The organism is Tolypothrix sp. FACHB-123, from assembly GCF_014697075.1.
In the GTDB taxonomy this organism is placed as follows: Bacteria; Cyanobacteriota; Cyanobacteriia; order Cyanobacteriales; family Nostocaceae; genus Aulosira.
The window spans coordinates 68,223-80,768 of the sequence record NZ_JACJRE010000017.1 but is presented as its reverse complement, the minus strand read 5'-3'; the positions used below and the strand labels follow the sequence as shown (position 1 = coordinate 80,768).

The 12,546-nt window shown below is 40.4% G+C and carries 11 protein-coding genes; 4 read left to right on the top strand and 7 right to left on the bottom strand.

The window, feature by feature from the left end:
• Nucleotides 1-152: 152 nt before the first annotated feature.
• A complete protein-coding gene (locus H6G41_RS13680) occupies nucleotides 153-677 on the bottom strand; it encodes an SRPBCC family protein (protein WP_190746726.1) in 525 nt (174 codons plus the stop codon).
• A gap of 500 nt (nucleotides 678-1,177) precedes the next feature.
• Here H6G41_RS13680 and hemF point away from each other — a divergent pair, with 500 nt between their 5' ends.
• Together hemF and H6G41_RS13670 are read left to right on the top strand one after the other, a co-directional pair.
• Nucleotides 1,178-2,230, top strand: a complete 1,053-nt coding sequence (gene hemF / locus H6G41_RS13675) for an oxygen-dependent coproporphyrinogen oxidase (protein ID WP_190746725.1) — start codon at nucleotides 1,178-1,180, stop codon at nucleotides 2,228-2,230.
• A gap of 398 nt (nucleotides 2,231-2,628) precedes the next feature.
• Nucleotides 2,629-2,997, top strand: a complete 369-nt coding sequence (locus tag H6G41_RS13670) for an STAS domain-containing protein (RefSeq protein ID WP_190746724.1) — start codon at nucleotides 2,629-2,631, stop codon at nucleotides 2,995-2,997.
• 162 nt (nucleotides 2,998-3,159) lie between these two features.
• Here H6G41_RS13670 and H6G41_RS13665 read toward each other — a convergent pair whose 3' ends face one another.
• Nucleotides 3,160-3,756 (bottom strand): chromophore lyase CpcT/CpeT, encoded by a 597-nt coding sequence (locus H6G41_RS13665; protein ID WP_190746723.1) that lies wholly within the window; start codon nucleotides 3,754-3,756, stop codon nucleotides 3,160-3,162.
• A 402-nt stretch (nucleotides 3,757-4,158) separates the two neighbouring features.
• On the opposite strand from H6G41_RS13665, the gene psb29 reads away from it, so the two are divergent.
• Nucleotides 4,159-4,866, top strand: a complete 708-nt coding sequence (gene psb29, locus H6G41_RS13660; RefSeq protein WP_190746722.1) for a photosystem II biogenesis protein Psp29 — start codon at nucleotides 4,159-4,161, stop codon at nucleotides 4,864-4,866.
• A 119-nt stretch (nucleotides 4,867-4,985) separates the two neighbouring features.
• Here psb29 and H6G41_RS13655 read toward each other — a convergent pair whose 3' ends face one another.
• From H6G41_RS13655 to H6G41_RS13645, 3 genes are all read right to left on the bottom strand, one after another.
• On the bottom strand, nucleotides 4,986-5,351 hold the full coding sequence (locus H6G41_RS13655) for a phage holin family protein (RefSeq protein WP_190746721.1): 366 nt from the start codon (nucleotides 5,349-5,351) through the stop codon (nucleotides 4,986-4,988).
• A 242-nt stretch (nucleotides 5,352-5,593) separates the two neighbouring features.
• The gene (locus H6G41_RS13650; protein WP_190746720.1) at nucleotides 5,594-6,274 is read right to left on the bottom strand and encodes a biopolymer transporter ExbD; all 681 of its coding nucleotides are present in this window, start codon (nucleotides 6,272-6,274) and stop codon (nucleotides 5,594-5,596) included.
• A gap of 46 nt (nucleotides 6,275-6,320) precedes the next feature.
• Nucleotides 6,321-7,079 carry a MotA/TolQ/ExbB proton channel family protein gene (locus H6G41_RS13645; protein ID WP_190746719.1) on the bottom strand — a complete coding sequence of 253 codons (759 nt, stop codon included), beginning with the start codon at nucleotides 7,077-7,079 and terminating at the stop codon, nucleotides 6,321-6,323.
• A gap of 297 nt (nucleotides 7,080-7,376) precedes the next feature.
• Here H6G41_RS13645 and H6G41_RS13640 point away from each other — a divergent pair, with 297 nt between their 5' ends.
• Nucleotides 7,377-7,691 carry a YkvA family protein gene (locus H6G41_RS13640; RefSeq protein WP_190746718.1) on the top strand — a complete coding sequence of 105 codons (315 nt, stop codon included), beginning with the start codon at nucleotides 7,377-7,379 and terminating at the stop codon, nucleotides 7,689-7,691.
• Between the two features lie 74 nt (nucleotides 7,692-7,765).
• On the opposite strand, the gene H6G41_RS13635 is transcribed toward H6G41_RS13640, so the two are convergent.
• Nucleotides 7,766-10,969 (bottom strand): glycoside hydrolase family 15 protein, encoded by a 3,204-nt coding sequence (locus tag H6G41_RS13635; RefSeq protein WP_190746717.1) that lies wholly within the window; start codon nucleotides 10,967-10,969, stop codon nucleotides 7,766-7,768.
• Nucleotides 10,970-11,251: 282 nt separating this feature from the next.
• Nucleotides 11,252-12,334: a LacI family DNA-binding transcriptional regulator gene (locus tag H6G41_RS13630; protein ID WP_190746716.1), complete on the bottom strand. Its 1,083-nt coding sequence runs from the start codon at nucleotides 12,332-12,334 to the stop codon at nucleotides 11,252-11,254.
• Nucleotides 12,335-12,546 lie beyond the last annotated feature (212 nt).

The following is a 12,546-nucleotide window of genomic DNA, read 5'->3' as shown; positions in this document are numbered from 1 at the left end:
TTAAAAAAAGTACATAATGAATTGATGGTAAATATTTGATTTATTAATAGATTTGTCAATGGTCAATAGCCAATTGTCATTGGTCAGTTGTCAGTGGTCAGTTGTTAGTTGTTAAAAGGTACTGACAGTCAACAGTCAACAGTCTGTGAATTTTAGAAATCAAAACAACTGTCGTTGAGGCTTTTTTTCTGAGTTGAGACTGCTTGTAATGCGGCTTTTTCTACGGCTTCAACTAAGCTACGTGCTACGCGATCAACGTAAGGACGGGACAAAGACCAAATCAGGGGTGACAACCAACCGCGTAGTGTTACAGAATAAGATAAACAAGTGCCGCAAACAGTGGACTCCACTCGATAAGTGATTCGTTCTTCAATTCCCGGAATCGCTAGCACTCGGATACTCAACATTTCTTGGTGATTGACACGCTCAACAAAAATCCGAATGGGAATTGGTGAAAAGCGAGTGACAGCTTGGAAAATTAATCCGGGTTTGGGCACTAATCCGTAGGGTACATTAGTGCTTTTGAGTAGCGGATGCCAAGAAACATCAGTGAAGTTGACGACTTGTTGCCAAAGTTCATCTACAGAAGCCGAACTAATTTCTCGATATGTCCGCACTAGAGAAGCGCAAAATCGCCGACGTTTACGTTGAATGAATTTGGATAAACAACCCCGCATTTGCCTAAACCTCCTAGCTCAACACTTTCGGGAACTCTGGCATGGTGGGCAATTTTACTCAGCCCTTGCATCAAACTTTCTCAAAATTGCCCTAACTATAGCAAGCCCCATAGGGTGCAAACACTAGTACAATCATTGGGAGTTGGCAACCCCCATGTGTAAAACACCATTTTGAATTCCGGTGTCCAAATCTTGAGCAGTTCAGTCTCAGACCTTGCATTATCAAGATTGTGAGTGCTGGTGACTAATTCGCCAGAGTCTGGTGTAAATACCAGAACCTATTTATCAAGAAATAAAAAAAAACTTCGTTCAATATACAAGCCTATACGCATTTGAGGGAAAATAACTCTAGTCTTGCTAATCAATCGTATAAATGCTTGACCAGTAAGAAAAAAGCAAATTTTACTTCTTGTTTGGTTCAGAGATTGTTTTAATTAAGAAATTTTAATTAAAGAATTTCTGGTTTTGGGAAATGTAATTTAGGTACGGGAATCTGTGCTATGTTGATCGACTCTCAAGCCCCTATTCTGACTGTAGACTCATCAAAGTTCTTGCCACCGACTGATGCAAAACAGCGAGTAAGTCGGTTTATGCAACAGTTACAGGATGAAATTACTCAAGCTTTGACAAAGCTGGATGGTGTTGCTAGTTTTCATGAAGATAGTTGGCAACGTCCAGAAGGTGGTGGTGGGCGATCGCGTGTTTTGCGTGATGGGGCAATTTTTGAACAAGCTGGTGTAAATTTTTCTGAAGTTTGGGGTTCCCATTTACCGCCGTCAATTTTAACTCAACGCCCAGAAGCAGCCGGACATGGTTTTTATGCTACGGGAACATCTTTGGTGTTACACCCACGTAACCCCTATGTCCCCACCGTTCATTTAAATTATCGCTATTTTGAAGCCGGCCCGGTATGGTGGTTTGGTGGTGGCGCTGATTTAACACCTTACTACCCCTTTGCCGAAGATGCGAAACATTTCCATCAAACATTGAAGCAGGCTTGCGATCGCCATCACTCAGAATATTACCAAGTGTTCAAGCGCTGGTGTGATGAATACTTCTACCTCAAGCATCGCGATGAAACTAGAGGTGTCGGCGGTCTATTCTTAGATTACCAAGATGGTCAAGGTACTATATATCGCGGCCCCGATCCCAATGGCGAAGCTGCTAAATATAGCAACCAAGTAGGCGCATTACCACAGCGGACTTGGGAAGAAATCTTTGCTTTAGTGCAAGACTGTGGAAGTGCCTTTTTACCCGCTTATTTACCCATTGTTGAACGCCGTCATCAAACTGAATATGGCGATCGCGAACGGAATTTCCAACTTTATCGTCGGGGTAGGTACGTAGAATTTAACTTGGTTTATGACCGAGGCACAATTTTTGGTCTGCAAACCAACGGACGTACCGAATCAATTCTCATGTCCTTACCGCCTTTGGTACGTTGGGAATACGGGTATCAGCCAGAAGCTAATACCCCAGAAGCTGAGTTATATGAAACTTTCTTGAAACCTCAAGATTGGATAAATTGGGCACCTACCACTAGTGCTGAATAAGCATTGTCTAAAAGTGAGTTTTGAGTAAAATCTTACAAGCTATACTGTAAAAATTACAGTCAATCACTTTAGCTTCAGTGCTTGATATATCTAGGCTTCATCTCTGTTTTGTCTGCTGCTAACCGAGCATTTTTAACTGGCTCTCTCCTGTTTTAGTGAGTTAAACTACTAAAGATAAGCACCGAGTAAAAAAAGGTGACATTTTTAGCTGTAACTTGTTAACCTCAAGTATCAGCATGAAATTATTTTGTTAGTGGTGAGTCAATTAATTTACTAACCACTGGATATCATCCTCGTCATGGGGCATTGAGGTTTCCAGAAATGCAAGTTTTTTGACTCACCAGTAACAGCTTTAAATACAGTAGTTAATTTGCACAGGACTGCCATAGGGAGGCTCAGTGATTCAGATAGAGCAGAAAACCCAAACAACTCAAGATGGTAATACCGTTATTGTCTTGACACCGAGCGGACGCTTAGACATTACAACTGCTTGGCAATTTCGCCTGAAGTTACAGGAATGTATTTCCAAACTCAGTCGCCATGTGGTAGTAAATCTAAGTCAGGTAAACTTTATTGATAGTTCTGGTCTTACTTCTTTAGTAGCCGGAATGCGTGATGCTGATAAACTCAAGGGTAGCTTTCGGATTTGTAACGTACATACAGAAGCCAAACTTGTGTTTGAAGTGACAATGATGGACACAGTCTTTGAAATCTTTGACACCGAAGAAGAAGCTTTAGAAGGTGTACCTCGCAGCATGGCTAGCTAAAAGTCTTTTAAGGTCTCATTTTTGAGAAGCTAGCGCCTTACTTAGGTTGTCAAAATTTTCATCAATGGCGTTGCTGAGTTGAAAAATTGAGAAAAGGTACAGAAGACGAAGTAGAGTTAAGACAAAAATCTTGTCTACTACTTCGTAGTCACCACTCAATACTCAGTAGTGCTGTCGCTTGGTGTAGCGGTAGGGGCCTAAAACTGCTCCCCAAGTAGCTTTACCAGTGGTGCTGTCAATACCTTTATCGTAGCTAAGAAATTCTGTTGTCGAGGCCGCAAAACCCAAAGAAACTTGGATGGTGTTGCCAAGATAGGTAAAGCAACAGCTAGTATTTGGTAGCGGAGTGGCGACAAATTTATAGCAGTTAGGCGCTATTGTTTCTGGAGTAACTGTAAGAACGCAGCCTGGCAATAAATCTAGGCTATCCGGTGTCAATGTATCAAGTAAATTAGGATTGCGTCCTGCACCTTTTAAACTATTTGGGTCTTTAGGCATATAATATTGGACTTGCAGGGGTGCATCGTTATCACCGCCTGACTGTAACCGCATAATTCTTTGGCGGTAAGGATTCTCTAGGTTGATAATATTCGCTTGTTCAGCAAACAATGTAATACTGTCTGCGGAAAACAGATTAACTGGCCTTTGCCAAAGGCGGAGGTGGACGTACCAAACAGGATCGTTGATGGCTTGTTCCTGATTGTCAAATTCACCAGCCAAGTACTGACCCAGAACTGTTAACTGTGAAGATAGGCTCATAAATTTAGATTTTGTCAAAAGTTCATAGGGAACTCCAAAAAATAAATTATTCCGTTAAACGTTGACTGTTGACAGTTGACGGTTCACAGTTAACAGTCAACCGTCAACAGTGAACAATAGCAATGGAATATTTTTTTACTTGGAAGTCCCATAGTCAACAGTCAACAGTTATTAGTTGATTAATAATTGACCGCTTGAAGGCTGATGCAAAACAAGCCAAAGAGTATAAATGACTATTGACTATTGACCATTGATAGCCTAAAAGAGAAATCGATGAAACACAGATCGATCCCTGGCTAAGTAAAAATATTGTAAACCGACCACTCGCAAGTTGAAACCCGAACTTGGCAAACTAGCCTTTAAGCGAGACAATAAAAATACGTCGCCCTTAACATTTTCTTTGTGAATAACGTCCGTACTGTTTCTGATACAAAGCGAACTTTCTACACTCTTCACACCCGTCCAATCAACACGATTTACCGTCGGGTAGTGGAAGAGTTGATGGTGGAAATGCATCTGCTGTCAGTCAATGTTGATTTTAGCTACAATCCGATTTATAGCTTGGGCGTCGTTACTACTTTCGACCGCTTTATGCAGGGCTACCAGCCAGAACGAGATAAGGAATCTATTTTTAGCGCCTTATGTCAGGCTGTAGAGCAGGAAGAGCAACGCTACAAGCAAGATGCGGAACAATTACGCGAGTTAGCTAAAAGCTTACCAATCAACGATCTAATTGGCTGGCTAAGTCAAACTACTCCCTTAGATAGAGATGCTAATTTGCAATCTCAGTTACAAGCGATCGCAAATAATCCCAATTTTAAATATAATCGCTTGTTTGCTATTGGTTTATTTTCCCTATTGGAACTGTCAGATCCAGAATTAGTTAAAGACGAGAAGCAACGCACCGAAGCTTTGAAAAAAATTGCTATCGGCTTGCATCTATCAGAGGAAAAATTAAGTAAAGATTTGGATTTATATCGTTCTAATCTCGATAAAATTACGCAAGCTTTAGTAGTGATGGCAGATATACTCTCCGCCGATCGCAAAAAACGGGAACAGCGCAAACAACAATCAACTACTTCCGCTGCTCCGCCTAGTGCAAACGAATAGTCAATAGTCAATAGTCAATAGTCAATAGTCAATAGTCAATAGTCAAAGTGCCTTGACTATCGACTGTGGACTCAAGTTTTTTGTCTAAGTAAGTGTTTTATTATTGAGAATTAATTCACTTATACACCTAATAATTGGTAAGCTAAATTTTGGATGATAGTGAGTGTAAGCGCTCCCATAACGGCACTCCAAATTCCATAGCGCAGGCGAAAGCCGTCAATTAACCAAGCAGCAATACTAAAACAGACAACAGAAATCATAAATGTAAACAAGTCGGCTAACCAGTTGAGTGTCAGCAGACTTGTTACTGTAAATAGAAAGTGTAAAATTGGTCTAACTATTGTAGTTAATATACCGATTATTGCTGCTGATACTAAGGCTTTATTGAGAGTATCAATCTCTACCCCTAAGGGTAATTTGCAAATAATCAACAAGCCAATAGATGTAACTAACCACACTATTAAGATTATCCAAACTTCATTCATTGCCACAACCCCTGAAACGTAAATGGTGATTGGCGATAAATTACTCAGTCTATTAAGAGAAAAAGCTTTGAAACTCCACCAATTATTTGTAAATTAACAGATTTATTTTCTCTAGACAGAAATTATTTCGGATATCTTTATGTTTAAGGCGATTTGGTGAGGATTGCAAGATAGAAGATGAGAGGAATGGGCAACACAAGCAAGACAAGGGAGAAACACCTCCCTCATCTTTCTCTATTCCTTTATCTCCTTTGAGGAGCAGAGTTAGTTGTTCCAGGGGCTACATTTTGGTTAGGTTCGGTGGAATTAGGAACTACAGGCGCAGTTTGCGGATTCGCTGGATTCGCACCTGTTCCCGATTGGGGTTGGGTGGGGTTCAGGGGAAAATTAGGATTACTACCTTGAGGATTGACACCGGGGATTGGTGCGTTGTTGGGTGCAGGATTAGGATTGATGGGGAACGAGGGAATGACAGGCAGATTGGAATTTGATCCTTGAGATGGCCCTGGTATAATCCCCAAAGATACGCGATCGCCTCCTACCTGGCGAAGTAAATCCAATGTTTCGATGACATCGTTGTATGTGGCTGTCCGCGATGCATTCAGCACTAAAATACCGTTAGGATTTGCTTGGACATATCGCTTTAAAACCTCTGCCAATTGCTCTCGCGTCACCATGTTTTTTTCCACATAAGTCTGGCCCACAGCATCAATAGTCACTGGTAAGATATTGCTATTAGCTTGTAGCGAGGTTGTAGGTGACGTTCCAGTGTTGGCTTTGGGCAAATCAATATTAATTGCTTGTTGACGAGTAAATTGCAAAGCCGCCAACAAAAAAAATGTCAAAATGCAAAAAACGACATCAATTAAGGGAATGATTTGGATTTGGACTTCTTCAACCGGAGTATGCAAATTAACTTTCATGGTTTTAAACTGAATCTATAGCTGGTTCAAGGATGGAAGTCTTGACTTATTGCTCGGGGTTGATAGAATCATTCTCTTCTGGGCTTTCTGGAGAACTAGAAAATTTGTTTCTACCGCGTTTCCGGGGTGGAGTAAAATTGTCTCTGGAAGATTCCCGCAGCACGATCGATGTATTATTACTAAAGTCAGGTGGTGACTGACGGTAGAGCAATTCCATGTCATTCCCAGCTTTACGGAAAACCTTGACCTGGTTGACAATAAAACTTTGAAACAGGCGATAGAATACCAAAGCCACAATGGCAACTATTAACCCAGCTGCTGTACTAATGAGAGATTCGCCAATACCTGTAGTTACCCCAGCCGTTGATTCAGTTCCCAAATCACCAATGCGAATTGCTCGTAATGACTGAATCAAACCTAAAACCGTACCCAACAATCCCAAAAGTGGCGCGAGTGCAATTACTGCTTCTAAGAGTTTTTCACCCCGACGCATTCCTGCTATCTCATCTTCGGCTGTTGCTTCTAAAGCCAAGCGAAAGCTTTCTGCGTCATTTTTGACTAGTCTTAAGGGAGCATAGAGAAACCTGCCAATAGGTTGATTTGTGGCTTGTCTAGCAATGTCTGCTGCTGCTTGCCAATTTTCACTAGCTGCATCGAGAACGCGCTCGACTATTTCTTTTTCCTGAGTTAAAATTCGCAGCCAGAACCACAGACGCTCAAAAATTACGCTCAAAGCTAGAATAGACAGCGCCAGCAAAGGCCACATTGCTGGGCCACCCTTGTAAAACAAATCTAAAATATCCACTGTTTAATTCTCCTCCCTCCACATCCACAATAAATATTGCAAAGCACTTTAATTTTAAAGATTAATGCACAATTGCCATAGTCTGATGGCGAATTTCATAGTAATTAGGTTAGTAAATTCAATTTACATTAGCTCATCAACCAAGATGCCTATCACAGCTAGGTTTGAGTATTTTAAAAGCAGAAATTGGCAATTTAATTTTTTTTGTAGCATCTTCCAGACATACTTGGGCGGTTATTCCCACCGGGAGTTTTGAGCATAATTTGTCAAAATTAAAGGTAACTGGAGGTTCAAAACATGAAATTTTCAATCCAATCAGTTTACGCCTGGTATCGCAATTTGCTGCAAAATCCAAAGTATCGTTGGTGGGTAATTTTAGGAACTATTGTTTATATCCTCAGTCCTATTGATATTGCCCCTGATTTTATCCCTATTGTCGGTGAAATTGATGATATTTTTCTGCTGACCCTGCTAGTTAGTGAAGTATCTGGACTAGTGATTGAAGGCTGGAAAGCCCGTAAGGGTTATGTAGAAACCAATACTTCCTCTACTACAGAAGATACTACGACCACCGCGAATACTGTCGATGTTGATGCTATCCCTGTCAAGTAGTTTTTTAAAAAATATAACATTTAAAAACCCCCTACTTTCACCAAAGTAGGGGGGTATTTTTTGATTTGTTAGGTTTATAATTCTGTGACAAACTCCGTCAAGAACCGGAAGGCCTTCAAAATATAAATAGCGAAATCTCTAGGAGAGGTATTGTAAAAAGATCGCCATGCACTTGCTTTATCTTCATCATAGCGATCGCCGCGTTCGGGATGGGCATCTAACCATGCTAGTCTAACTGCGTGACCAATTAAGACATCTAAGACGATATATTCTTCAATTTGCAGGTTAGGGTTATTGGCGGCGATCGCAGATAATTCCATTAAGGCTTCTATATTCACTTGGCGATATTCGGGAGCTTCAATTTTATTGAGTAGATGCTCGACTAGTAAGGCAAAATTCCTTTCCCCTGGTGTCATTTCTGACAACATTAATTCACTATCTAAGCGATTGCGACGTTCTAATTTATCGCCAATCACAATACCTTTGCAATGTTTCATCAATAGCCACACTTGCTGAAAAAAGTCCTTGGGTACTCGTCCGGTTGAGCCTTCAGCTTGGCGATATCGCCGCCATCCACCTGCGGGAACTTCGATTTCGCTATCATTGGTGAATGGTAATACCCAATCAATGTCACTTTCTTTTTGTCTGACATGTAATGATTCTTGCTGACGTAAGAGTTTACTCATCCCCGCATATTCAGCTAAGACAATTTGCAACCTGGTTTTGACTTCAAAAGGTGACAGTTGCATTAAATGTTCGTAGGCTTCATCTTGGGTGACTTTTAATTCTCTGGCTAGTTTGCTGGTAATTAAGAGGATGAGATAACCAACTTTGAGTGTCAGCAATCCGCGAAATAGTTCGGGTTCGCCTCGCATGAGTACGCTCAAATAGATGATAATCTCTTGAGTGAGGACGCGATCGCGGATATCTTCTCGACAAAAATGATTAATTTTCTCGGCTATTTCATCGTGAGACATGGGTACAGCAATTAAGGAATCTTCGCTGTAAGCTTTACCGACGGAAATTTGCTTACCCCTGACTAAAATACTGGTGACAGCATCCGATAAGCCAATATCTACCATTCGTCGCAACCCAGCAACCCGGCGCACAATCGCCCAAAGCCCTAAATCCCCAGCTTTGGTATATATTTCATCAAGTAAGTTGTCTACTGTGACGACAGAGTTAGGCCCGCCAATACCAGTATCAAAATTTAATCCTTGCAACCTTGTTAAGGTTTGCAATAACTCAATTTGCTCGTAAATATTTTCCGAAGCACGTAAAGTAGCAAGCAATGAACCCAAGTTGGTTTCACATTCCATTTGGAATTCTTGGGTATGTCCTAATTGCCAGTTTTTACCTGGAGTATATGCCAAATAATAGCAGTGTAATCCCCCATCTTTGACGGCTGGTAGGGAAAATTCTTCATCTTGGAGAAAGTCAATTCTTTGCAATCCAGCTGTTAGCATTAGCTGATTTAATCGTCCTAATTTTACTCTAACACCCTGACAAACACCATTTTTCAGTTCTTGCATTAATTCTAATAATGCTTCAGCACCAATTTCTAACATGGTATGGGTTAGCATTAAAGTTAAAGTCGGACGACCTAAATCACTCCAATATTTTTGAATGTAGGCGAGTTCACTTCTAATTTGATCGAGTAAGAAATGATAATCAAGGGTTAAATAAAATTGTTGGGCATCTAAGAAGGATGGTAAAAATACCAATGTCTGGTCTTGAATGCGAAAGATGCGAGAGGTAGTCAAACTACGTAACCGCCTCACTGGACGCCCAGTTAAACCGAGTTTATTGTTGCGTCCAATTTGGGTATAAATAGTAGATAAATCCCCAGCATTTCTGACTTGAATTGGTTCTAATTGCTTGGGTGTTTGGGTTTCAATACCATGAACTGCTAATTTTTCTTGTAAATCTTCATCTTCTGCAATTAAGGCAATTTGTACGAGAGATTCTCGATTTTTTCCCACACACAAATGTCTTCCCAAAGGGTCAATATCACCAATAGCGATTAATCCTTCATTTAACATTTGGGCAAGAAAATATAAGCTTTGTGCCCAAACTAAGGGAACGTTTTCGTTAGGTAGACGCGGTTGACTTTGGGGGGCTAACTTTTCTGCTTCTATGTTCTCTTCTGCGACATAATATAGTTCTGGTAATAATTGCAAACCATCTCGTTCTACGAGTAATGATTCTAAACGTTCTTGGTAATATTGAGTTTGGACTTTGTCGTGACGAAATAAGCCATCAAGAAATAAATAAGTAAAAAATAGCGGCCATTCACATTCTATATGCTCAAATTGCTTGAGTTCCCAGGGTTCGTAATGTAAGCGGTGAGTATCTTCTAATACAGTTTGATGTCCGTCTCGGAGAAAGCGTTTGCAGCCGTATTTGCCTTGGAGTTTGTTAATGATATCGTTAAAGGTGCGATCGCGTAGTTGCTCGTCTTCAACTGCAAAGGCGGGAAAACTAATAATACTCAACAATGCTGCATCAATTTCTTTTGAACCTGATTCTCTAGGTAATAAAGATTCTAATGTAATTCGCGCGCGGGCAATTTCATCTGGAAGCACATGAATTACCGAAGCTTGGCTTCCGTGAACGCCAAATAAATCTAGTCCATTCATGGCTTCTAAAGCAGCTTTCGCCATACCGACAGAACTAGCGTTTAACTCTGCATTACCGTGATTAATTTTATTACCCCGTTCCCAAATCCCATAATCTGGTGTGCGATAAGCGCGTCCAATGTAATAAACTAAATTTTGGACAAAATTAACTTCATCAATTGTATAAATTATTTGCAAGCCAGAGGCAGTCATTTGCGCTAACATCAACAAAAATATTGATGTCGCATCTAATTGTAAATGTCCCCATTCATCATCACCAACTACAATATCACCAGTAGCGGTATTGTATTTAGCATGTAATCCATCTAATGGGGATTGTGTCTGTTTAAATTTTTCTACTTTATAAGCCTGTCGCATCATTGCAAATAGCAATCCACGCATGAGCTTAATTGCACTATGTTCTAGTTCATAAGTGTAGCCTTTAGTTTCATCAATCTTGCGGTATGCAAGTGCTAAACCCCAAACTGCCAAAATACTATATACGTTATCTCTTACCCAAGCATCTGTATAATCTCCGTGAGCTGTTATCGCCGTACTCGCAGGTAGTAAACCAGTAATCGGATTCTGACGACTGAGAATAATTGTCTTGATTTGCTGATAATAATTTTCTAAACGAGCATACAATTTGGTAGTTTCCATGATCTTATTTGCGACTTAACTTACCTGAAACCTTACAAAAAGCTTTAGATGTATACAAATTGGTAATTTTCACTATCTTATTGGCGACAAATAGCGAAAATCTACCCTGTAGTTGTGAATATAAAGCAGCCTAGGCAAAGGGATGGTATTACAGCTGAGGATGGTATAAGTTTATTATTATCTCCTGTTCTCGGTCTTAATGTTGGGCAATCATTAAAGACCTAACTAGCCATGATGAACTGGCGACACCAAAACGAATAGAAAATGTCATAAAAATCTCTCTTAACAGTCAACAGCGCCGCACTGAGCTTGTCGAGGTGTCAACCGTGAACCGTCAACACTCTTTTCAGTTGTACTACTAGCTCTTTTAACTAAAAACGGTGATAAAAGTTGATTTTTTACTGTTTTACCTTGAAATAATTCTAGTAACATCGTCATAGCAAACTGACCCATTTCAGACATTCGCTGACTAACTGTGGTGAGTGGTGGGGTAATGTAACTCGCGAGAGCAATGTTATCGAATCCCACAAGGCTTAAATCTTGCGGTACGGAAATTCCTAGCTCTTGACAGGCTAAGAGAGCGCCAACTGCGACCATATCGTTGTAGCAAAAAATGCTAGTTACTCCAGCTGAGACTAGTTGAGACAGCATTTTTTTACCGATATCAATATCGTTGATTGTTTCCTGGTTTCTCGGAAAAATTGCGAGCCAATCGGTATTTGGTGTGATACCTGCTTGAATTAGCGCCATTTGATAGCCTTCTAGGCGCTCTTGTTCGGCTTTGCTACCATCGCCTACACCTAGATAGCCAATAGCACTGTGTCCTAGCTCTATTAAATGTTCTACAGCTAAACTACCACCTAAGCGATCGTCAATGGCGACTGAGTGAAATATTTCCCCTTGGTCTTCTGTGTCGATATTAATTAAAACTGTTGGCACCGTGAATGGGGTTAACTGCTGCGTATACTGTTTACTAATGCGGGAATCAGCTATGAGAATTCCGTCTACTCTGCGATAGTGAAAATTCTCAATCGCTGCTATTTCTTGCTCAAAATCTCCATGTGAAGCACTTAACAACACATTCAACCCTGCTTGTTTAGCAACCTGTTCAATTCCCTCGACTAACTCACCAAAAAAGGGATCGGCGATAGAAGTGACAACAACTCCAACAGTATAAGTGCGTTGAGTCTGCAAACTTTGGGCGATCGCATTTGGAACATAATTCATTTCCTGCGCTAGTTTTTTAATTTCCTCCCGCACCTTGGCGCTAATTAAAGGACTGTCTCGTAAAGCGCGGGAAACAGTAGAGTGAGAAACGCCTGCTTGACGCGCAATATCTTCAATAGAAATTTTTCGCTTACTCATCTTCACAACTTACCGAAGGTAACGTAATTAAACTTAACATGTTTTTTATGCACAGGTGTGCAAAAATAAAAATCAGCAGTCATGCACAGGTGTGCATAAAGTTTAACAAACAAGATGTTTAACAAAAATTAAAATGACCAAGCCATAGTCTAAGCCTTAAGACGGTGATGAATTTTAAAATTTACGTTTAATCTGAATTACATCCAAAAAAC